The following is a 23,823-nucleotide window of genomic DNA, read 5'->3' on the forward strand; positions in this document are numbered from 1 at the left end:
AGCCGTGGCTTTCTAATAAGGTACCGTCAAGGTGCCGCCAGTTACTACGGCACTTGTTCTTCCCTTACAACAGAGTTTTACGAACCGAAATCCTTCTTCACTCACGCGGCGTTGCTCCATCAGGCTTTCGCCCATTGTGGAAGATTCCCTACTGCTGCCTCCCGTAGGAGTCTGGGCCGTGTCTCAGTCCCAGTGTGGCCGATCACCCTCTCAGGTCGGCTACGCATCGTCGCCTTGGTGAGCCGTTACCTCACCAACTAGCTAATGCGCCGCGGGCCCATCCTGTAGTGATAGCAGAACCATCTTTCAACATCCCAACATGAGTTGAAATGTATTATTCGGTATTAGCCCCGGTTTCCCGGAGTTATCCCAATCTACAGGGTAGGTTGCCCACGTGTTACTCACCCGTCCGCCGCTAACGTTTTGTCGGTGCAAGCACCAACAAAACGTCCGCTCGACTTGCATGTATTAGGCACGCCGCCAGCGTTCGTCCTGAGCCAGGATCAAACTCTCCATAAAAGAGAAAATTTGATTAGCTCAAATTTTTGTATCTGTCGCTTCCGCTTTCGATACATAAAAACATTTGCTGGCATCAATTTTGATGTCCAAAATTTTTGTTTCATAATTAAATGAAACTTTATTGATTAACGTTTTGCTTGTTCAGTTTTCAAGGTTCATTGTGTCACCCGCTTCGTTTAGCGGCGACTTAATTAATATAACTCATCCTCAACTCACTGTCAATACTATTTCAAAATATTTTTTCGTAGTAAGTTTCTGTCGTTAAGGACAAGTAATAATATACATCTAATTAAAATATAAATCAAGCATTTTTTCTAAAAAAGTTTTTAATTTTATCTAAATCCACTACAAACAGCATAATACCAACGATTATAACACTACCACCAATTACTTGGGAAAGAATTATATGCTCAGAAAAAACAAAGAATGCTAAAATAGCAGCTCCTATTGGTTCAAACAATATTGCTATAGATATAACATTTGTACTGACGAATTTCAGTGACCAATTAAATAAAGTGTGTCCAAGTAAATTTGGCACAATAGCTAATAACACAAACCACATCCAATCAATAGCTGGATACGGACCAAACGACTCTCCCTTAAATAATACATAAAAGAATAAACAAATCGTGCTACTTGTATACACAACCATTGTATATGTGATCAAGGATAATCTTTGACGGACATCTTGTCCAAATAATAAATAACCGGTAATAAGCGCACACGCAATCAATGCTAAAATATCTCCGTAAAGTGCCGTCCCACTAACTCGAAAATCTCCCCAACTAATCAATACACTACCAGCAATTGCAACTGCTGCCGCAATAATCGTTTTAATAGAAATCTTTTCTCCAAAGAAAAAATACGTTCCAATAAAAGCAAATAGCGGCTGCATCGTAACTAGTACAGTAGAACTTGCGACTGATGTGTAATGTAATGATTCAAACCATAAAATAAAATGAAAGGCTAGAAAAACACCCGCTATCCCGGAAAATACCCAATCACGTTTAGTTAAGAGCTTTATTTCTTGAGTATATTTTAATAAAAAAATCGGGCTCATTAATAATACAGAAAACAACATCCGGTAAAATGCGATAACCCCTGAATCCGCATTCGCTAATTTCACTAGTATCGCAGATAAAGATACGGAAATGACACCAATAAATATAGGAATGAAAGGATTTATTACTGGTTTATTCACTCTACCACCTCCAAAAAACAATTTTTTTTACATTTACTCATTTTACATTAATAAAAAGCATTCGCAATATGAAAATCATAAAAATTTGTTATTTAGTATTTGAAAACGCTGGGGGAAATTCACTATTTATAATGTGTAAGCCTCCATTTCCGGTTTCAAAGGTGCTCGAGCTAGTAGATACTCCCTCCACAATCACTTATTACTCGGCGCAGAAAACATTTTGATCCTTTCTTTTCTCTGCAACATCCCATTAACTTTATGAATAATGGCATTTCAGAATTTCTTTCCCAACAAAAATTACTGTAGACATCGGCGCAATTGCAAATAGTTATTGCTCATTGAACGCTTTCATCCATTATGGAAGTCTAAATCTTTTTTTCCTTTTATATAGATAAATAAGGAGGCGTGTTTCATTGGATTTTCTTTTAACTAACACTTTTTCATGGGAAATTGTCATTAAATTAATTATCGCCGGTGGATTAAGCTTAATAATCGGCATTGAGAGGGAATTAAAGAAGAAGCCAGTTGGACTAAAAACGAGCCTAGTTATTGCAACATTCAGCTGTTTGTTAACAGTCATTTCAATTGATACTGCATATACAGTTCCTGCACGTGATGATATTAATATCACGATGGACCCACTACGACTAGCCGCACAAGTTGTAAGTGGCATTGGTTTTTTAGGTGCCGGTGTAATTTTGCGCAAAGGCAATGATAGCATTACTGGTCTCACTACAGCCGCAATGATTTGGGGAGCTGCTGGCATTGGCATTGCAGTTGGTGCTGGTTTTTACATTCAGGCCCTTATTACCGTAATAGTTGTTGTCATAGGAATTGAATTAATCGCGCCTTTTTTAATGAAAATTGGTCCTAAACGTTTGCGCATGCGTGAAGTTTCACTGAAAGTTCGTATCAATGAACATAAACATATTGAAAAATTGCTGCATTATATGAAGGAACGTGAAATGGTTGTCGAGAATATTTGTATACGCGATATCCCATTAGCCAATGAAAAAGTATGGCACGATGTAGATATTCGATTTTCTACTTTATACGGGAATAACACATTATCGCTCTATAATGATTTACGTGGCCAACACTATATCGAAAAAATCGAGATAGAATTATTAGCTTAAATTTGGAGGAAAGCGTATGAAGGAAATATATGCGCTATTAAAAATGTAATACACCTTCTTTATTCGCACCTATACAAGACATCGGTTGTTCTTTATCGACAAAGTAACTACGTTTGCTTGTATTTAACGGACTCATGATAGAGGCAGCAAACCAATTTTTGAATTTATTCGGTTCGTCATTATTAAATAGGAAACACCTCAATTTCCAACTGGTTACGAAAGTGTCTATAATTTAGTCTGTTTAGGCGCTGTATTAATCATTGCCATTCTATAATAATAGACGATTTAATAAAGTTGTATTACTTAATATATCTCGGTCACCCGTGTAAACCAGGTTGTTCACCGCACAGGTACGAACTAGCAATCGTCGTTGTGTTGAAGAGGACCATCTTCAAAAAATAACACTGTTTATTAACTCTCACCTTTTAATATTCGCTACTTAAACACTTGTAGACAAAGCCAATTCCGACTTTGTCTACACTTTGGAATCAAGAATATAAATTCAGCAACATCCTTGGTTTATCATCCACTTAGTTCATTCTTCTAGAATTTTTTATAAAGCATTTTCTAAAATTGTTCGAACATCTTGTTGTTCTAGCTTTTTAAAATTACCAAATGGTCCATTTGCCATTGCATGTTCAACAATTTGATTGAATTTAGAATCGTCAATATCATAATCAGCTAAACGGGTAGGTGCACCTAAAGAACTCCAAAAAGCACTTAAACGGTCAATTCCTTCATAAGCAACTTGTTCAACTGTTTTCCCTAACGAATCAACTGCGAAAACGCGAGTCGCTAATCCTGCGAAACGCTCTGGATTTACCTGTACAGCTAAACGCATCCAATGTGGCTGTAATATTGCTAAACCACCTGCATGTGGAATATCATAAACAGCGGAGACTGCATGTTCAATATTATGCGTTGCCCAATCACCACGAGAACCGATTGATAAGAAGCCATTTAAACCAATTGTCCCTGCTATCAAAACCGTTTCCCGTAACGCAATATCATCTAAATTTTCCACAAGCTTTGTTGCTGCAGCCATTACTGCCCGTAATACTCCTTCACACATTTCATCTGTTACCGGTGTATTCGTTGCGTTATGGAAATATTGCTCGAATATATGCGACATCATATCGACAATCCCGTAAACCGTATGATTTCTCGGTACACTTAATGTGTAAGCAGGATTCAAAATAGAGAACTTAGGGAAAACAGCAGGACTACCCCAGCTAAATTTTTCTAGTGTTTCAGCATTTGTAATAACTGACCCTGAATTCATTTCTGAGCCTGTCGCCGCTAACGTTAATACCGTACCGAGTGGTAAAGCATTTGTAGCTATTACTTTTTTCGTTACTATATCCCATGCATCACCATCATATTTTGCTGCCGCAACAATTAATTTTGCACAGTCAATAACAGAGCCACCACCGACAGCAAGAACAAAATCAATATTTTCTTTTTTACAAATCTCAGCCCCACGGCGAGCTGTTTCCACACGAGGATTTGGCTCAACTCCATCAACTTCGAACACTTTTTTTCCTGCTAGCTCTAATACACTAATAACATCATTATAAACACCGTTTTTTTTGATACTACCACCGCCATATACAATAAGAACATTCTTACCGTATTCATCTAGTTCCTTCGGTAGTTTATCAATTGCATTGTCTCCAAAGTGGATTTTGACTGGATTATAAAATGTAAATGGATTCATATTAACCACCCCTTCTTCATTAATTTTCTCATGTTTCTACCTTAAATAGCAAAAGTTTAAGCTAGAGTATATGCAATCCGTTTAAGTCTTTATTTGTGTAGCTTACAATTTATATCCTCATCGATGCATACTCAGTTTAAAATCGCTAATGTACAAGAGCATTTATTGACAAAAATACAAAACTACATTTCTCTATTACCTCCTACACCAATTAAAAAACTCCCGAATCAAGTAAAAACTTGAATCAGGAGTTTCGAATTGATTAAACCCAACCACGGAAGCGAGATGCTTCAGCTGTGCGGCGAACACCGACCATGTATGCAGCTAAGCGCATATTGATGTTACGGTTCATTGCTGTTGAGTAGACGTTGTCGAATGCATCTACCATTTTACGATATAGTTTTTCGCGCACTTCTTCTTCTGTCCAGTAGTAGCCTTGGTTGTTTTGTACCCATTCAAAATATGATACAGTTACACCGCCAGCTGATGCTAAAACGTCTGGCACTAAAAGAATGTCACGTTCTGTTAAGATTTTTGTTGCTTCTGCAGTTGTTGGACCATTTGCAGCTTCCACAACGATTGTTGCTTTAATATTATGAGCATTGTCTGCAGTAATTTGGTTTTCAATTGCTGCCGGCACTAAAATATCACATTCTAACTCTAGTAACTCTTTATTTGAAATTGTATTTTCAAATAATGTTGTAACAGTACCGAAAGAATCACGACGATCTAATAAATAATCAACATCTAAACCATTCGGATCGTGCAGTGCTCCATAAGCGTCAGAAATACCGATTACTTTAGCACCTAAATCACTCATGAATTTCGCTAAGAAACTACCAGCGTTACCGAAACCTTGGATAACCACGCGCGCGCCTTTAATATCAATATCGCGTTTTTTTGCAGCTTCTTGAATAACGATTGTTACGCCTTCAGCAGTTGCACGGTCGCGCCCTTGTGAACCACCAAGTACTATTGGTTTACCTGTAATAAAACCAGGTGAGTTAAATTCGTCCATACGGCTGTATTCATCCATCATCCATGCCATAATTTGTGCGTTTGTAAATACGTCTGGTGCAGGAATATCTTTCGTAGGCCCTACTATTTGGCTTACCGCGCGTACATAACCGCGGCTTAATCGTTCAATTTCACCCATTGACATTTGACGCGGGTCACAAATAACGCCACCTTTACCACCGCCATACGGAAGATCCACGATACCACATTTTAATGTCATCCACATTGAAAGCGCTTTAACTTCTTCCTCAGTTACAGCTGGATGGAAGCGAACCCCACCTTTTGTCGGTCCTACTGCATCATTATGTTGTGCACGGTAACCAGTAAATACTGTTGTTGTACCATCATCCATTTTTACAGGAATACGCACTTGTAACATACGAAGTGGTTCTTTTAGTAATTCGTACATTGCCTCATCATAACCAAGTTTTTGCAAAGCATCTTGAATGACATCTTGTGTAGATGTGAACAGATTTAAATTTTCAGCCATTATAAATTCGCCTCTTTAAAATTTAATAGTGTTTTTAATATCGCCAACATTGTAACACACTTCTATACGCAATTGTTTATAATTTTGTCACATTTCTAACACTTTTTTGTAAAAGTTTACATATTCGCAAGCAAATCATACGAATTCAACAAAAATCAGACAAAAATAACAATTCAAACGAGTGAAAAGTGTCATTTTTCCGAAATTGATCCCCTCAGAAAAATAACCGGCGCTTTTTAAAACGCCGGCTACTCATTTTATAGCATTTCTGAAGTTGTTTTTGCTTGCATGTGTAATTGTAAATAATCTGGACCGCCTGCTTTTGAATCAGTGCCAGACATATTGAATCCACCGAATGGCTGGTAACCAACAATTGCACCTGTGCAACCACGGTTAAAGTATAAATTCCCAACATGGAAATCCTCACGTGCTTTTTCTAAGTTCATACGATTAGTTGTTATGACAGCACCTGTTAAGCCGTATTCAGTATCATTCGCAATAGCGATTGCTTCGTCAAAGTCTTTTGCTTTAGCAATGGCTACAACCGGTCCGAAAATTTCTTCTTTCATAATGCGAGCTGATGGAGCTACGTCTACAAACACTGTTGGATGAACGAAATATCCAACTGAATCATCTGCTGTACCACCTGCTACTAAACGGCCTTCACCTTTACCAATTTCAATATAGTCGGTTACTTTATTGAACGCTGCTGCATCAATAACCGTAGCCATAAAGTTTTCTACATTTGCAGGATCTCCTACTGTTAGCGCGTTCGTTAGCTCTGCTACGCGCTCGACTACAGTATCATACACATCCTCAACAATTACTGCACGTGAGCAAGCTGAGCATTTTTGACCTGAAAAACCGAATGCAGATTTCACGATAGACTGTGCTGCTAATTCAAGGTCCGCTTCTTTATCCACAACGATTGTATCTTTACCGCCCATTTCAGCGATAACACGTTTAATCCAAATTTGCCCGTCATTTAATTTAGAAGCACGTTCATTAATTCGTAAACCTACATCGCGTGAGCCAGTAAAGCTAATAAAGCGAGTACGCGGATGATCTACTAAATAGTCGCCTACTTCTGCACCATTTCCAGGTACATAGTTTACTACACCAGCTGGTAGACCTGCTTCCTCTAAAACTTCAACAAATTTATATGCAACAACTGGAGTAGTTGAAGCTGGTTTTAATAATACTGTATTCCCCGTTACAACAGCCGCTACAGTAGTACCTGCCATAATTGCAAATGGGAAGTTCCAAGGTGAAATAACGATGCCTACTCCAAGAGGAATATAGTCATAACGGTTATACTCGCCCGGACGACTTTCAACATGTTGTCCGTCTTTAAGACGCAGCATTTGTCGACCGTAATATTCTAAAAAGTCGATTGCCTCTGCAGTATCCGCATCTGCCTCATTCCAAGGTTTCCCCGCTTCTTTCGTCAGTAGGGCAGAAAATTCAAATTTGCGACGACGAATTATCGCCGCTGCCTTAAATAGTACATCAGCACGCACTTCTGGCTTTACTTTTTTCCATGTATTAAACGTCGCATCAGCTACTTGCATTGCTTTTTCTGCAAGCTCCTTTGACGCTTTTGAGACAGAGCCAATGACCTCTGTTTTGTTCGCTGGATTATAAGATATAATTTTGTCTTCTGTTGTAATACGTTCTCCCCCAATAATAAGCGGGTAGTCGTTACCTAAATAGCTATCAACTGTTTTTAAACCTTCTAAATAAGCATTGCGGTTTCCTTCTTTCGAAAAATCAGTAAATGGTTCGTGCTTGTATGGAATCATGTGAAAAATCCTCCTTATTAGGTCATATTACATTTTAATGCAAAGAATATTTGCACTATATTGAACTTTCTATATATAATAATGCAAAAGATTATTGCATTTTTCAAGTAATAAATAACAAATATCCCATTTTATTCGAGGTGGTTTAATAAATGGAACAGCAAAAGCAGCTCTTACCGTTTTATGCGCATGCAGTAGAGCATATTTCAGTTGGCATTCATGCTATTGATGCAGACGGCAAAACACTGCTTTATAATGCAAAAATGAAAGAAATAGAAGGCAATGCATTTGATGATATGACAAATCAGTCACTAGTAGAATTATTTGCCTTTCGTAAAGACAGTACGTTATTACGTGTGCTACAAACAGGACGCAAGGAAGTCAATGTAAAACAAACATATTGGAATAAAAGCGGGCATGAAATTACTACGATTAATGATACATTCCCTATTTTTGAGGAAGATAAATTGATTGGTGCGATCGAATTTGCGCGTGATATAACCTCCTTAGAAAAACTCATCTACCAGCCACTTAGACGATACGGCGAACCATTAACATTTGATGTCATTACAGCAGTTTCCAATGAAATGCAGCAAGTAATAGCTAATGCCAAAAAAGCTGCCCATGCCCGTATTCCAGTATTATTAATCGGTGACTCTGGAACAGGAAAGGATTTAATCGCCGAAGGAATCCACCATGCTTTATCACCAGCAAACGACAATTTCATTACATTGTTTAGCCGTAGAAATAAGTCCATATTAGAAAACGTGCAAGCTCATCTGCAATCGGATAAGTGTTATACCTTTTTCTTTGAACGCATCGAATTTTTGTCGATTGATATGCAGGAAGAATTACTCGATTTGTTAAAGGAACTTTCCTTAACAAAGCACATGGTTATTGGTAGCATCGGAAGTGATCCCATTGATTTGATAAGCAGCGGGCAACTGTTAAAAGATATTTATTACTTTTTCGCTAATTTAATGATTATTATTCCGGCACTTTGTGAGCGTAAAGAAGATATAGCACCATTTGTTGCTGATTATTTTAGTCGTCACCGCGCTCGTTTTGCATCGACAGTTCAAGGGTTATCACCTGAAGTAATGGACATCTTTATGAGTTATGACTGGCCAGGTAATTTAAAGGAGCTTGAATTATTACTAGATGAAATTGCGTCCATGATGACGAATGAAGAAATAGTGACCTATGAAATGCTCCCACTCCATTTTCGTTTTAAAGTGCAGCAAACTGACACTTCTACTAGCTTTATCCCGAATAACGAGTTACTGCCATTGGATGAATATTTACGTGAGGCCGAAATATATTACGTGCAAAATGTGTTGAAAATGTTTGATGGGAATGTGACAAAAACTGCAGCCGCACTTGGCATGAGCAGACAAAACTTACAATACCGTTTACGGAAGTGGAAAGCGGATTAAGGGAGGCGTTTTGATTTTTGCTGGTAAATCACAGAAAATCGCCGGTATTTCTCGTTTTTCGCCGGTAAAAACAGAAAAAGCTTCCTAAGAGTATCACATCACTTGCATCATGCAAGCCTAGTCGCCAGTAAAAAAGACAGACGAGAGATTTCTCTCGTCTGTCTTTTTAATTTTGACCAGATTGATCTATCCAGTCTTGTAGTTTATCTCTTAATGGTTGGAAGCCGGCTGCATCATTTTCATCTACGCGGTCTTGAAGTGATTTACGCGGCATTTCTTTTTTCTTATAAGGCGGTTCTTCTTGTAAGGCACGAATGGATAAGCTAATTTTTTTGGATTCTTGCTCGATTTCTAGCACCTTTACAGTAATTTCATCGCCAACTTTTAATAACTCGCCAACATCCTTTACAAAGCCGTACGTAATTTCAGAAATATGCACAAGTCCTTGCGTATATTCATCAAGTGCTACAAACGCTCCGTATGGTTGAATTCCAGTTACTTTTCCAGTTAGCACGTCACCTACTTTGTATTGTTTCACCATCTTTGCTCCTACCTTCTGTGTCTTATATACGAAAATGTCATGTTAAATTATAACATATCGCTACACACGGAACAAAGAAACTCCCTAATCGCTTAATGTAGAGATGCTCATATTGTAGGTTTGATTCGTTTATAGTGGATATTTTTGTAATAATACAGAATTCCAAAAATCGCTATAGCTTATTTTATCAAGTGTAGGTGATTGTCCCATTGTTTCTATTTCGTGTAAAATAGCCGTTGCAAGATCCGCCGTTACACTTTCAGATTCTATTAATTGATTCATTATTTTTATAAAGCGTTCATTATACGTACCATCACTATTTTTAACAACATACTCCTCACTTCCTGTAAACAGTTTCATCATAATCAACTCATAATAGTTTTTCATCACGCTATAATCAATCATTTGTTCATAGGAAGTCGATTTTAACGTTTGTTCTAATATGAGCATTGAGTGCACAATGTTTTCTGGGGTATCCGCTAATTCTCCTCCGTACATATATGATTCGATTTTAAATAATTCAAAAAAACCAAATGCATTAGGAGATACTATACTAAGTAACTGCTCTTTAATTGGTTCATAATCATAATAAAATTTTTGTTCATTAGCATCAAAATACATATTTTGGCGTTCTGCAGCTTGAACAATACTCGAATCTATTTTAACTACATCATTATAAGCTACTTTTAATTCATTTATTTTCTTACTATAACTTGCAATCCATTCCCAATCTTCAACTTCTTTCGGTTCATTCAACATATCCGCAGGTGTAGTAAATAATTGACGCAAATACTGTTCTTCTGATTGTATAAAATCCTTTGAAATATAAGAATGAAATTCACGATCTACTGTAAAGTTTACTAGTGCTTGTGCAGATCGCACACTATTAAGAGCTAGAAATATTTCTTCAGGTAATTGAAGTTCTTCCTTTAGCTGCACTTTCAAGTTTTCGAATAGTTTAGGGTAGTCCTTTTTAAATTGAACAATCATTGGATCATTATTGATTTTCTCGAGCTCCGACTCATACTCATTTTGCTCTAGCTGCTCAGTAATTGGTTGAGCAGTATGTTCATCTTTTTTGTTTAAATACGGTGCACTTAGTACCCCAATAATGAAAATACTCGCAGCAGAAATGAGCCAAACAAGGGGTTTTTGGCAGCTACGCTTTTTCCGTTGTTGCAGTTTTTCCATGACTTCATCCAAATCCAACGTTGAAGGTATTTCATCGTAACGATTATTCAATTTTTTCATCCGCGCTTCAAACTGTTTATCGTCCATAGCTTAGCCCTCCCTGCTGTAGTACTTGTTTTAATTGCTCTTTTGCTCGAAGTATACGAACTTTCACTGTAGATAACGAAATAGATAATATTTCTGCAATTTCTTCGTATTTCAAACCATGAAAATAGTACAGTACAATCGGTATTCGATATTTTTCACCGAGTGCAAGAATCGCCTCGTGTAATGCCGTATCTTCCTCATCTATATGTACATCTGTCGCCCAATCTTGCTGTAGCAATTTTGCTTCTTTTAATTTTTCACGCTGTTCTTTTCGGTAATAATCACGTGCTGTATTTAATGTCACCTTATAAAGCCACGTCGTAAATTTTGCTTCGTGGAACTGATGTAAAAAACGATAAAGCTTAATAAATACTTCCTGCGTAACATCTTGTATATCGCTATAATTTACTCCGCACTGAAAGGCAAATTTTTCAACTGTTTTATAATGAATCCGTACAAGCTCTGCATACGCTTCTTTATCCCCTTGTGCGGCTCGTTTAAGTATTATTTCTTCCACCGACTTTGCCCTCCTTTTCACATTCTTCACTAATGGTACGAAAGTTTTTTCGATATTGTTACATGAATTAATTTAATTATGATTTTTTCTAAAAGTTTAGTAAAATAAAGCTTTGTTTTATGGAGGCATTATTTTGGTTTCAAGGGAGCAATTTGCATCTAAGATAGGTTTAATTTTTGCCGCAGCTGGTAGCGCTATCTGACTTGGTGCTATATGCATTACTTATTTCATTATTTGCAGGTTATCATTATTCACGAAAATAGCACAGCAAGAATTACAAACATAAATGATATTATTTAAAACATGGTATAGTATCGTTCGTTATATGCACCGCTTGCGATTATCATTATTTTAATACGTGGTGTGTTAACTTAATAAAACAAATAAAAAGAGAGACCGCTAATTTCATATGGTCTCTCATTTTTTAGTTCAATAATATTTGTTGGGGTATCATAATTTTGTCCTTAAAGCACAAGATTACACTTTTATATACTTGAATTGTCGAGAAGCAAGTAAGAGAAAGGTGATTTGTGCTCTACGAATTGTTCCGTGAATATGCCAGGCAAAGGTTTTACTCAATCATGAATATAAAGAAATAGGCGTTCATCTTGGTTAAGGACGTGTTGATTGGAATGGAGGGGCGGCGACTCCTTGGGGATAAGCGCGTGCGGAAAATCCAATTGTTTAGGTCACATCCGAAACAATTTAGTTGGAGCAGTGCCCCAGGAAAGCGTCCGAACCAGAATGGAAATCAACGCCCCCATTCAAAAAGAGTGCAATAAATTTTAATTCTTTAAAATTAGTACACCCCAATATTTGACGGAGAATCTATTTTTTATACTTGTACCTCACTCATTAGCGCATGAGTATTACCTTCTGTGTCGTTGAAAAATACCATCCAAGTTTCGACTTGTCCTATTTTTGCTACGATATGTGGCTCATCGATAAAAGCAACCGCTTTTCTCGCTAAATCCTCATAACTATTATGAATATTTTCAACTTGGAAGTATATAACCGAGGAGGCACTAGCAAACTCCTCTTTTTCTGGCAGGCTTAATAAAAGACGTAACCCATCACATTCAAAAAATGCCAAGCCATCAACATTAAATAATAAAGAAATCCCTAAAATATCTTTATAAAAATGTATAGCTCGATCTAAATCTTGAACCGGAACCGCAATTTGCCCCACTTTTTTAATTAGCTTTGTTTCCATACAATATCCCTCCATCTCATTTTATTAAACTTATTAAAAAGGGACATCTGGAAATTTTCAGATGTCCCTATATTAATCTTAAATAATACATTTTGCTTCGAATTTTATAGCTATTAACTTGTAAGCCATTTCAACACATTGCTCAAATGGAATCCAACGTTCAAATGAATGCTCGTAAACTCTTTGAATAACTTTAGCTAAATCACTCGGGTCGTCTATTCCTTGCAGCGCTGCCACAACATCAGCCGTTTCTGTATCATAGCCATCTGAACCTATCTTAAAAGGATCCCAATATGCTAATGTCAGAACTGCTCGTTGATTCATTTGTATATTTTCCAATTTTATAATCACCTAATTACTCTTTTTAATAATTCGTATGATAACATATTATAGAATACATCAAAAAGAAAAGAGTGATTTTATATGTCTATTTTCAATATTTCAGTCGATCGTCGTAATTCTCGTTCTTTTAAATGGGATATGATGGAACAAACTTACAACTTAGATGATGCTTCAGAGATTTTACCTATGTGGATAGCCGATATGGATTTTGCTGCTCCAAAAGAGGTAGTGGAAGCAATTGAAGAACGCTTAAAACACCCTGTTTTCGGTTATTCATATGTTTGTAATGGCTGTAAAGAAGCGATTGTCGATTGGTATATTCGCCGTCATCAGTGGACTATTAATCCAGATACAATTTTATTCCACCACGGTGTTGTCCCAGCAATTGCTAGTATTATAGAAACATTTACGAATACGAATGATAAAATAGCAATTTCTACACCAGTCTATCCACCGTTCTTTAACGTGCCAACAAATCAAAATCGTGAAATTATTACTTGTGATCTAGTTGAAATTGACGGCTCATATACGTATGATTTTGCAGCGCTAGAAGAAACATTTAAACAAGGTGTTAAGCTATACATACTTTGTAATCCTCACAATCCAGCTGGAGTAGTATGGAGCCGCGCACAATTAGAACAATTAGTAGCATTATGTATTAAATATGACGTCTATTTATTAGCTGATGAAATTCATGCAGATTTAATGAATGAAGGGAATATTTTTACACCAGCCCTTACTGTAGCTGGCGCTGACCAAGCAAAAATCATTTCTTGTATCGCACCGACTAAAACATTTAACTTAGCTGGCATTCAAGCTGCGATGATGGTTGTACCTGATGACCATTTACGTGCACAGCTGGAACAAAATGCTCTAGCTCATGGCAAAATGGATTTAAACGCATTCGCCTCTGCTGCTGTACAAGCGGCTTACACACACGGGGAAGAATGGTTGAACGAATTACTACAATATCTTTCAACAAATATGGATTATGTCGTAAAAGAGTTAAATGCAATAAACGGTATTTCCGTAGCAAAACCACAAGGAACATACTTAATGTGGGTAGACTACCGCGGAACCGGTTTGTCAGAAGAGGAAATAATGGACCGCCTTCTATCAATTGGTAAATTAGCACTTGAACCGGGTACAAAATACGGTGAAGCTGGCCGTGGCTTCTTACGTATGAATATTGCCTGTCCACTCGCAACAGTAGAAGACGGCGTAGCTCGTTTTAAAACAGCCTTACAATAAATATAAAAAACGACAGATTTCTAAATAAAAGATTTCTGTCGTTTTCTTATTATGATAATATATGGATATTGTAAGATAATTTCGACATTTCTCTTTACACAATGCCATAAAAGAGGTGTTTAGTTCTACTCTTCCACGAAGTAGTTCTTTATATGAAAAATATATCGTTACGCTCAAAAATGTTTATCTTCTCATTTGTACTTGTAGTGTTTTCTATTTTAACTAGCGGCATACTTATGATACATAATATTTCCGGAGCTTTTGAAAAAGAATTTGGCGCACGAGCGATCGCGATTGCTAGAACAGTTGCACAGTTTTCCGATATTCAACAAACAGTTGGCACAGCGAAAGGATTTGAAGTCATCCAACCAATCGCTGAGCGCATACGACTCGCTACTGATGTAGATTATATAGTTATTTTTGATACAGAAGGGATACGTTATTCACATCCTTCCGAAAGTAAAGTCGGTACTTTTTTTGAAGGGGCTGACCAAAGCGAGGCACTTTCACAGAACGAGTATATTGCAAAAGCATATGGTGTGCAAGGTTTCGCCATTCGCGCTTTTGTTCCTATTATGAATGTAAATGGAACAAAACAAGTTGGAGTAATAATCGTCGGCATTTTATCTCCGAAGTGGATACAGCTTGTGGCGGAATATCGTTCGGACATTTTCTTCTCTTTACTTTGGGGTGTTTTGATTGGTTTTATTGGTTCACTTTTAGTAGCTAATCATTTAAAACGCCAAACTCTCAACTTGGAGCCATATGAAATTGCACGTATTGCACAGGAGCGAGCAAGTATGATGCAAGCTATGGACATAGGGATTTTAGCAACAGATGCGAATGGAAATATTACGTTTATTAATAGGCTTGCAAGACAATACACGCACTTTTTCGGACAACAAACTAACTTACACTTTTTATTTGCTGATACATGGCTTACTAATGACCCACTAGAAAGCATCGAATACTCAAGACCTTTACTTGTAAATAATCAAATGTACTTAGTGCGTACTTTTCCGATTCGTATTAATGAAAAAAATGCTGGTTTTCTTATTATTATGACGGACAGAAAAGAAGCACATATGCTTGCAGAAGAATTAACAGGAGTGAAAACACTTGTTGATTCATTACGTGCACAAAATCATGAGTATATGAACCGTTTACATAGTATAGCTGGTTTAATTCAATTAAATCGAAATGAAGATGCATTAAGCTTAATTATCGATGAGATAACAGATGAAGAAGAAATTATGCAAAGTTTGCGTGATAAAATTCATGATTACTCAATTCAAGGGTTACTACTCGGAAAATATGCACGTGCAAAAGAATTAGGTACTACTCTTATTATTGATGAAGACTCTTATTTCATTGAATGCATGACTGGTTTTTCTAGTGGAGATATGGTGACGATTATTGGAAATTTACTCGACAATGCGATGGAAGCTTGTACGTTAATGGAGACACGCGATGTAAGCCTACTCATTCAAGGTAAAAAACATTTTGTCTTTATTGAAGTACAAGATAGCGGATACGGCATTGAATTTCCGCAACGTATTTTTAATTATGGGTATAGTACAAAGCAAAACGAAGGACGCGGAATTGGTCTAGTACTAGTTAAAAAAATTGTTGAATCAAACAAAGGGACAATACATGTGAAATCTGACCTTAGCCTCGGGACGACAATTACAATTAAAGCAGGGGTGATAGACATATGACGAATATTTCCGTATTAATCGTAGAAGATGATCCTATGGTACTTGAAGTAAATAAAGGATTTTTAGATAAATTAACTGGTTTTAAACTGATTGGTGAAGCTACTACAGGGACAGAAGCATATAAAAAAATAGTTGATTTGCAGCCTAATTTAATATTGTTAGATATGTTTTTACCAGATATGACAGGTATAGAACTATTTTTAAAGCTTCGTAATGAGCGTATCCCTTCAGATATTATTATGATTACCGCTGCTCGGGATGTTTCAACTGTTCAAGAGACAATACGAATGGGTGCTGTCGATTATCTTATTAAGCCCTTCCGTTTCGAACGCTTCCAAAAAGCGCTACAAGAATACTATCGCAGCACGAAAAACTCGCCAAAAAACGCCACCCTAAAACAAGAGGATGTAGATTTATGGCTAGGCAGACAAGAGGACGGTATTCAATTACCTAAAGGGCTTAATGAAATTACAATGAAGCAAATTACTGACGAGTTAATCGAGAATAATGCACCTATTACTTCTGAGCATCTCGCACAAAATGTCGGTATGGCTCGTGTAACGGTCAGAAAATACTTAGACTTTTTAGCTAGTAAAGGGAAAGTGCATATTGATTTAAAATATGGAACAGTCGGTCGCCCAACAAAATATTATTCTTTAAAGTAAAAGTAGAAAAAATCCATCAAACGAATTATGCCTTAATATAATACAAAGCGATATGTTATTCGTTAGTGGATTTTTTCGGAATATTTACCTCGATCCTCCCACCGCCCCCCCATTGCTAGTTATTCAGCAACTTTTGGCTGCCCACCCCTTTTCACCTGCACCTACGATCACTCACCGCAATTAATATATTGTCTTGTAGGATTGTGGGGGGCATCTCACTTTTTTGTATTTCTACTAATATGTATCTCTAAATTTTTACATAACTTAATATAAGCTTCTGTAGTTACTCAGCGCAAAAATGATTGACTTTTAGTTGCTTTGTATAAAACGAAAAGTAATAGCGCTCCCGCTAATATGTAGTAAGCGTTGTTTATTTATGCAATTCCTTAAGTTATTTATTTTATCTGCTATCACTCCCCCTACCTTGCTTTATAACAGTTCAAAAGTCACCGCAACTGTTATATACCATAAAAACCAAAATGTCCAATAACACCATAATATTGTTAAATTTAATCTATTAACTAAAATAAAAATATTCGCAAATCGATATGAGGAGTAGATTGCATGAAACGTTTATTTGGAATAGTTCTATTAACTCTCCTTATTTTTATTCCTATAATTCTCGCAGCATGCCAATCTACTTCGGAATATCCTATCGATTATGAACAGTTAGGAGAAGATGAGCGTATTGTTATTCGTTTTTCTCACGTCGTTGGTGAAGATACGCCAAAAGGGATGGCAGCCCGAAAGTTTGCCGAACTTGTCAAAGAACGCAGTGATGGCCAAATCGAAGTACAAGTTTTTTCTAACGGTACACTTTATAAAGACGGAGAAGAATTGAATGCTTTACTGCGTGGCGATATTCAAATGATTGCCCCCGCTACATCGAAACTGACAAATCTTGTACCAGAAATATCGATTATGGATTTACCGTATGCCTTCCGTAATTACGATGAAATTTCTGATTACATCTTTAGCGATATCGGTAAGGCATTGTTCGATAAGTTAAAAAACCATAATTTACGTGTAGCAGGATTATGGCATAGCGGATTTAAACAATTAAGTAATAATATCCGCCCGATCACCCATTTTTCGGCACTTGATGGTTTACGAATACGAATTATGCCTAGCGATATTTTAGCAGAACAATTTTCAACATTCGGCGCTTCTCCAAAACGCATTGATTTTAATACGGTATTTAATCAGTTGCAAAAAGGGAATATCGATGGCCAGGAAAATACCCTCTCTAATATTACGAGTAAAAACCTTACTTCCTTGCAAAATTATTTAACGATTAGTAATCACGGCTACTTAGGTTATTTCTTACTTTTTAATTCAGAATTTTGGGAAATCCTGGATGAAGATGTCCAAATTCTATTAACAGAGACGCTTGAGGAAGTACAGCTTTGGGAATGGGAGCTAGCAAAACAGATGAATGAGGAAAAGCTTTCTGAAATCGAAAACTGTGAATGTATTGAAATTCACTATTTATCCGATAAAGATATAGCACTGTGGGAGGAAGCTTTTGAACCCGTATATACGTACTATAAAAAACAATACGGCTCAAAAAACGTTGATGCGCTACCTAAATTTTCACACTAAATTCGGTTAACGAGATAGTCTTCTATCTTTTAACAAAATAGATCTAGGAGGAAACACATAATGAAAAAATGGTTATTACTTACGATTATTAGTGTATTTGCGCTCGCACTAGCAGCATGTGGTGGCGACAAAGAAAGTAAAGGAGAAAAATCAAGCGATAGCTATACTGCTGAGAAGCCATTAGTTATCAAATTTTCTCACGTTACATCAATTGAATCTGTAAAAGGGAAAGCAGCAGATCAATTTGCAAAATTAGTTTCTGAAAAAACTGATGGTAAAGTAAAAGTTGAAGTTTATCCTTCATCACAATTATACGGAGACAATGATGAGCTAGATGCTTTGATGTCTGGAAACGTACATATGATTGCGCCATCTGTAACTAAAATGGTAAAGCTAGACCCACGTTGGCAATACGTTGATATGCCTTTCTTATTTGAAAATGACGAGCATGTTCAAAAATTCTTCAAGTCTGATATCGCTCAAACAATTTTAAACTCTGATCAATTAGCTTCTAATGACATTAAAGGTATGGCGTTCTGGGGTAATGGATTTAAGCATTTCTCGAATAGCAAGCACCCACTTATTTCTGTAGATGATTATAAAGGTCTAAAATTCCGCGCACAAGCAGGTAAAGTTCTAGAGGCGCAATTCCATGCATTAAATGCTGGTTCTGCAACAATTGCATTTGGTGAAACATATGCAGCACTACAACAAGGTACTGTAGATGGACAAGAAAATACGTTCAATAACTTCGATACACAAAAATATCAAGAAGTACAAAAATATCTTTCTACAACAGCTCACGGTCGTTTAGACTACGCTATCTTTGTAAATAAATCATTTTGGGATAAAATCCCTGCTGATCTGTTAGCACCAATTGAAGAAGCATTAGTTGAAGCAACGGATTTAGCAAACAAACTAGCATCTGAAGAAAATGCTAAATCATTCGAAAACATTAAAAACGCTGGTACTGTAGAAGTTTACGAAATGTCTCAAGAAGAGCGTGACACTTTAAAAGCAGCTTTACAACCTGTTTACGATGAATTTGGTGATGTAATTACTGCTGAATTAATTGACGGTATTAACGCTCTTAAATAATTAGTTTCAAAACTTTAGGACTTTCATTAAGTCAGAGACTATTACGTTTTTGAGCTATCACTATTCAGGGAATCCGCGAAGCTCCTGGGGATTAGCAAGAAATGCAAGACTCAGCAGGCATTCCAATGCCGAAGAGACTTAACTCACTTGCCCAGGATGCACTAGCGGATTTTTATTAATTACATGATAGAAAAAACAGAAAAACGGCTCGTTATTCCAAAAAATAGAGTTAGGAGTGATCAATTATGAAGGCCCTACAAAAATTATGGACATATGTAGAAGAGATAGCTGCTGGTATCTTTTTCGTTTCTGGTATAGGTCTCATTTTCTACGGTGTTGTGATGCGTTACATATTTAATTCCCCTTTAGCATGGGTAGAGGAAGTTGCTCGTTACTCGATCATTTGGGGCACATTCCTCGGATTCGGATTAGCTTTAAAACATAATCAACATATTCAAGTAGACATTTTATATGATCGTTTAAGCAAGCCTTTACAAAAAGGATTAGATATTTTAGCAACGACAATTAGTATTACATTCTGTCTTATTTATACTTATTACGGCTATGTATTAGTGGAAAATCGTTACAGTTCAGGCATGGTATCTTTGGATGTTGGGATTCCTATGTGGATTGTGTATTTGATATTACCTATTTCTGGGATATTATTCTTGTTACGTTTCGTAGAGAGATTAGTCAATATTCTACGAGGAAAGGATGAAGAATATGCTAACCCTCTTAATTAGTTTCTTTATATTAGTATTTTTACGTGTACCAGTTGCTATAAGCTTAGCAATGTCAACAGTATTCGTCTTATTCCAAGCAGATTTTAATATGAATATGATGCCTCAACGTATATTTACAGCACTAGATTCCTTCCCAATGATGGCTATTCCTGGTTTCGTATTTGCTGGAGTTTTAATGGCACGTGGTGGTATTTCTAAATATTTAATTGAAGCATTACGTTCTTGGGTAGGTCACTTACCTGGTGGATTAGCAGTTGTTACAATTTTAGCTTGTGCAATTTTCGCTGCAATTTCTGGTTCTTCTCCAGCAACAGCTGCTGCGATTGGCTCAATCATGATTCCTGCGATGCTTGCTGCTGGCTATAATAAACGTTACTCAATGGGACTAGTAGCTGCTGGTGGTACATTAGGTATTTTAATTCCGCCGAGCGTTCCTTTAATTATTTACGGTATTACATCAGAACAATCTATCGGTAAATTATTTATGGCTGGAGTTATTCCTGGTTTAGGTTTAACAGCATTACTTATTGTAAGTGCTATTATTTATGCAAAACTTAACGGCTTTAAAGGAGATAAGCCTGATACGATGGCTGAACGTGGTCAAAAATCATTAAAAGCAATTTGGGGTGCATTTTTACCAATTCTTATTTTAGGAAGTATTTATTCTGGGGCAGTAACACCTACTGAATCAGCTGTAGTAGCATTAGTTTACGGACTCATCGTATCCGTATTTATTTACCGCGAGCTCAAATGGAGCGATGTTCGACCAATCGTTGTGGAATCGATAAATATTACAGCGATGATTTTCCTTATTATCGGAGCTGCATCATTATTCGGTTTATATTTAACGAACGCACAAATTCCTCATTTAGTTGGCCAATGGATTGCAGAGAGCGATCTAAATAAATGGGTGTTCATGTTAATTATTAACATCTTGTTCTTCGTGATGGGTATGTTCTTAGAAGCGGTTTCAATTATTTTAATTACTCTACCTATTTTAATACCGATTTTAGTGCATTTTGATATAAACTTAATTCACTTTGCAATCATTATGACGATTAACATGGAATTAGGTATGATCACACCTCCAGTAGGTTTAAACCTATTCGTTGTAAGTGGTATCGCAAAAGAAAAGCTTGGTGAAGTTGTTAAAGGGGTCATCCCTTTTATCGTTATTATGATTATATTCTTAGTAGCGGTAGTCATTTTCCCACAAATGTCGTTATGGCTACCCGAACTTATGAAGAAATAGGGATAATAAAAGAAGATGGAATGCGACTAACGCATTCCATCTTTTTTAATGACTCGCTTCTTTATTCATTTTTGCATCACGTTCAGCTAATGCGCGTGCTTCAAGTATTTTTGCCGCATCCGCTTGTTTATTCGCCATACGACGAATCCATCTGAAAGTAAGTACACATAGGATTATCATAATGCCAAATTGAATGGCAGCAGGGAAATATGCAGACTTATCTTCAGGGACATATAAAAAACCGAAGTTTAGAATAAGTTGAATCATTTTTTCACACTTCTTTCAAATTATTGTTCAAAAACAGTGATCGATTCAATTTTAACATCTTCTTTTGGTTTATCGTGCATATTTCGGTCAACGTTCGAAATTTTGTCAACAATATCCATACCTTCAATTACTTGACCGAATACAGTATGTTTACCGTCTAACCAAGGCGTACCGCCGTTCTTTTTATATACTTCTACTTCTTCTTTTGACCAGCCACGAACTTCCATTTGTTTTAACATTGAAACTTCTACTTGTGGTGCTTGTACAATGAAGAATTGAGAACCGTTTGTACCTGGACCTGCGTTAGCCATTGATAATGCGCCGCGAATGTTTAATAACTCTGGGTGACACTCATCTTCAAATGTACCGCCCCAAATTGATTCTCCGCCCATACCAGTACCTGTTGGATCTCCGCCTTGAATCATGAATTTAGGGATAACACGGTGGAAAATAATACCGTTATAATAGCCTGATTTTGCGTGTCCTAAAAAGTTTTCAACCGTTTTCGGCGCATGCTCTGGGAATAATTTAATTTTAATTGAACCCATTGTTGTGTTCATTTCTACTAATACTTCACCAGCATTTAGTTCTTTCGTTAATTGTGGAAACATCATTGTCTCTCCTTTAAAAATGAAATTTAAGGTATATAAACATAAACCTTACTCTACCATGTTTCAGTTTACCATAGATAATGCATTTTTTCTGCTCTTTACACTAGTCCACTTCCTTCGTGAGGCGAAATAAGTTATACTAATTAATAGACTTTTCAATACTAGCGGAAGAATGTGATTTTATGCAAAATAAGAGGCACAACTTCATTATAATATTAATAGCAAACTTTATCGTTGCTGCTTCTTCAACAATGATTATGCCGTTTTTATCACTTTATATTAATACGTTCGGTAATTTTTCGGAAAATTACGTGCAAAAATGGGCTGGACTAATTTTTGCTGCGACATTTATTACCGCCCTTTCAATGTCTCCTATTTGGGGACGTATTGCGGATAAGTATGGCTATAAACCAATTATGATTATTAATTGCTTTGGTATTGCGATTAGTATTTTCCTTATGGGCTATGTGCAAAATGTAGAGCAATTTTTCGTATTACGTTTATTTATGGGTGTTGTTACCGGCTTTATCCCAACTTCTATGGCATTTATTAGCCGCCATACGCCTAAAGAAACCGCCGGAAAAACACTTGGGACACTGCAAATGGGTAGTGTTGGCGGGTCTTTATTCGGTCCTGTTATTGGCGGTGCACTAGCCGATGCAGTTGGGTTTAGCTATACATTTATTTTTACGGCAGTGGCAATCACAATTGCAGCAATCATTATTATTGTCGGCATTCACGAGCCCGAGGTTATTCAAAAGAAAAAAAGCTCTGTTTATTCACGGAAAAATGTTTTGTGGGCAATTTTCCATCACCGTTTAATGCTAAATGTCATGATCGTTACGAGCATAATCCAAATTGGTAACTTTAGTATTCAACCACTATTATCACTTTATGTCTCACATTTAACACCAGCCGCCGAGGTAGCTATGCTTGCAGGTATTACGTTTAGTGCTGCGGGTGTCGGCAATATTTTATTTGCTCGATTTTGGGGTAGATTAAGTGATCAAATTGGCTATGAGCGAGTGCTAACGTACTTACTTATTAGCTGTGTTGTTTTCATTATTCCACAAGCTTTTGTTACAGAACTTTGGCAACTCATCGCATTACGTCTTTGTTTCGGAATCGTTGCAGGTGGGCTCATTCCAATTACTACAGCGTTAATCCGCCGAGAAGCACCGGTTGCAATTCAAGGCGAAATTATGGGCTATAACCAAAGCTTCCGTTTTTTAGGTAATATTATAGGTCCAGTTCTTGGAGGAATTGTAAGTGGCTTCGTTGGCATTTCGTCGGTATTTTATGTTACAGGCGCGCTCTTCTTTGCAGCTTTCTTAATCGTTTACTACATACGAAAACTTCCTATACAATATATGGATGATATATTGAAAGAGCATGCGTAAAGCATGC

The 23,823-nt window shown here is 36.8% G+C and carries 21 protein-coding genes and 1 rRNA gene; 10 read left to right on the top strand and 12 right to left on the bottom strand.

The features are described from left to right. Positions 1–519: ribosomal RNA gene (locus AAFN87_RS12740) — 16S ribosomal RNA — on the bottom strand; the annotation flags it as partial. A 301-nt stretch (positions 520–820) separates the two neighbouring features. After that, on the bottom strand, positions 821–1,720 hold the full coding sequence (locus AAFN87_RS12745; RefSeq protein WP_347791466.1) for a DMT family transporter: 900 nt from the start codon (positions 1,718–1,720) through the stop codon (positions 821–823). A 413-nt stretch (positions 1,721–2,133) separates the two neighbouring features. On the opposite strand from AAFN87_RS12745, the gene AAFN87_RS12750 reads away from it, so the two are divergent. Further along, entirely contained in the window at positions 2,134–2,856 is a 723-nt protein-coding gene (locus AAFN87_RS12750) for an MgtC/SapB family protein (protein ID WP_347791467.1), read from the top strand. Positions 2,857–3,409: 553 nt separating this feature from the next. On the opposite strand, the gene AAFN87_RS12755 is transcribed toward AAFN87_RS12750, so the two are convergent. From AAFN87_RS12755 to pruA, 3 genes are all read right to left on the bottom strand, one after another. After that, entirely contained in the window at positions 3,410–4,573 is a 1,164-nt protein-coding gene (locus AAFN87_RS12755) for an iron-containing alcohol dehydrogenase (protein WP_347791468.1), read from the bottom strand. Positions 4,574–4,835: 262 nt separating this feature from the next. Further along, on the bottom strand, positions 4,836–6,080 hold the full coding sequence (locus AAFN87_RS12760; protein ID WP_347791469.1) for a Glu/Leu/Phe/Val family dehydrogenase: 1,245 nt from the start codon (positions 6,078–6,080) through the stop codon (positions 4,836–4,838). A gap of 257 nt (positions 6,081–6,337) precedes the next feature. Continuing rightward, positions 6,338–7,882 (bottom strand): L-glutamate gamma-semialdehyde dehydrogenase, encoded by a 1,545-nt coding sequence (pruA, locus tag AAFN87_RS12765; protein WP_347791470.1) that lies wholly within the window; start codon positions 7,880–7,882, stop codon positions 6,338–6,340. 152 nt (positions 7,883–8,034) lie between these two features. On the opposite strand from pruA, the gene AAFN87_RS12770 reads away from it, so the two are divergent. Then, the gene (locus AAFN87_RS12770; RefSeq protein WP_347791471.1) at positions 8,035–9,318 is read left to right on the top strand and encodes an AAA-type ATPase lid domain-containing protein; all 1,284 of its coding nucleotides are present in this window, start codon (positions 8,035–8,037) and stop codon (positions 9,316–9,318) included. A gap of 166 nt (positions 9,319–9,484) precedes the next feature. Here the strand turns inward: AAFN87_RS12770 and yugI are convergent, their stop codons facing one another. The 5 genes from yugI to AAFN87_RS12795 all read right to left on the bottom strand — a co-directional run bounded on the left by yugI (position 9,485) and on the right by AAFN87_RS12795 (position 13,206). Next, positions 9,485–9,859, bottom strand: a complete 375-nt coding sequence (gene yugI / locus AAFN87_RS12775; protein WP_347791472.1) for a S1 domain-containing post-transcriptional regulator GSP13 — start codon at positions 9,857–9,859, stop codon at positions 9,485–9,487. A gap of 129 nt (positions 9,860–9,988) precedes the next feature. Beyond that, the gene (locus AAFN87_RS12780; RefSeq protein ID WP_347791473.1) at positions 9,989–11,137 is read right to left on the bottom strand and encodes a hypothetical protein; all 1,149 of its coding nucleotides are present in this window, start codon (positions 11,135–11,137) and stop codon (positions 9,989–9,991) included. Further along, positions 11,127–11,654 (bottom strand): RNA polymerase sigma factor, encoded by a 528-nt coding sequence (locus AAFN87_RS12785; RefSeq protein WP_347791474.1) that lies wholly within the window; start codon positions 11,652–11,654, stop codon positions 11,127–11,129. Before AAFN87_RS12785 ends, AAFN87_RS12780 begins: the two co-directional genes overlap by 11 nt. 835 nt (positions 11,655–12,489) lie before the next feature. Further along, positions 12,490–12,867 (bottom strand): VOC family protein, encoded by a 378-nt coding sequence (locus tag AAFN87_RS12790; RefSeq protein WP_347791475.1) that lies wholly within the window; start codon positions 12,865–12,867, stop codon positions 12,490–12,492. A 78-nt stretch (positions 12,868–12,945) separates the two neighbouring features. After that, a complete protein-coding gene (locus AAFN87_RS12795) occupies positions 12,946–13,206 on the bottom strand; it encodes a DUF1871 family protein (protein ID WP_347791760.1) in 261 nt (86 codons plus the stop codon). Between the two features lie 84 nt (positions 13,207–13,290). Between AAFN87_RS12795 and AAFN87_RS12800 the strand changes: the two genes are divergently transcribed. From AAFN87_RS12800 to AAFN87_RS12830, 7 genes are all read left to right on the top strand, one after another. Continuing rightward, on the top strand, positions 13,291–14,460 hold the full coding sequence (locus AAFN87_RS12800; RefSeq protein WP_347791476.1) for a MalY/PatB family protein: 1,170 nt from the start codon (positions 13,291–13,293) through the stop codon (positions 14,458–14,460). A gap of 152 nt (positions 14,461–14,612) precedes the next feature. After that, on the top strand, positions 14,613–16,178 hold the full coding sequence (locus AAFN87_RS12805) for an ATP-binding protein (protein ID WP_347791477.1): 1,566 nt from the start codon (positions 14,613–14,615) through the stop codon (positions 16,176–16,178). Continuing rightward, positions 16,175–16,843, top strand: coding sequence for a response regulator (locus AAFN87_RS12810; protein WP_347791478.1), 669 nt, complete (start codon positions 16,175–16,177; stop codon positions 16,841–16,843). Before AAFN87_RS12805 ends, AAFN87_RS12810 begins: the two co-directional genes overlap by 4 nt. Positions 16,844–17,407: 564 nt before the next feature. Beyond that, complete coding sequence (locus tag AAFN87_RS12815) at positions 17,408–18,445, top strand: DctP family TRAP transporter solute-binding subunit (protein WP_347791479.1); 1,038 nt, start codon at positions 17,408–17,410, stop codon at positions 18,443–18,445. Between the two features lie 60 nt (positions 18,446–18,505). After that, positions 18,506–19,543 carry a DctP family TRAP transporter solute-binding subunit gene (locus AAFN87_RS12820; RefSeq protein WP_347791480.1) on the top strand — a complete coding sequence of 346 codons (1,038 nt, stop codon included), beginning with the start codon at positions 18,506–18,508 and terminating at the stop codon, positions 19,541–19,543. A gap of 245 nt (positions 19,544–19,788) precedes the next feature. Next, complete coding sequence (locus tag AAFN87_RS12825) at positions 19,789–20,286, top strand: TRAP transporter small permease (protein WP_347791481.1); 498 nt, start codon at positions 19,789–19,791, stop codon at positions 20,284–20,286. Then, on the top strand, positions 20,267–21,538 hold the full coding sequence (locus tag AAFN87_RS12830) for a TRAP transporter large permease (RefSeq protein WP_347791761.1): 1,272 nt from the start codon (positions 20,267–20,269) through the stop codon (positions 21,536–21,538). The genes AAFN87_RS12825 and AAFN87_RS12830 overlap by 20 nt, the downstream gene beginning before the upstream one ends. Before the next feature lie 45 nt (positions 21,539–21,583). Here AAFN87_RS12830 and AAFN87_RS12835 read toward each other — a convergent pair whose 3' ends face one another. Both AAFN87_RS12835 and AAFN87_RS12840 read right to left on the bottom strand, forming a co-directional pair. Continuing rightward, complete coding sequence (locus AAFN87_RS12835; protein ID WP_347791482.1) at positions 21,584–21,805, bottom strand: hypothetical protein; 222 nt, start codon at positions 21,803–21,805, stop codon at positions 21,584–21,586. A 20-nt stretch (positions 21,806–21,825) separates the two neighbouring features. Then, positions 21,826–22,416, bottom strand: a complete 591-nt coding sequence (locus AAFN87_RS12840) for a peptidylprolyl isomerase (protein WP_347791762.1) — start codon at positions 22,414–22,416, stop codon at positions 21,826–21,828. A 182-nt stretch (positions 22,417–22,598) separates the two neighbouring features. Between AAFN87_RS12840 and AAFN87_RS12845 the strand changes: the two genes are divergently transcribed. Then, positions 22,599–23,816, top strand: coding sequence for an MFS transporter (locus AAFN87_RS12845; protein WP_347791483.1), 1,218 nt, complete (start codon positions 22,599–22,601; stop codon positions 23,814–23,816). The last annotated feature ends 7 nt before the right edge of the window (positions 23,817–23,823 follow it).

Origin of the sequence: Solibacillus sp. CAU 1738 (genome assembly GCF_039888725.1) — a bacterium.
Taxonomy (GTDB): Bacteria; Bacillota; Bacilli; order Bacillales_A; family Planococcaceae; genus Metasolibacillus.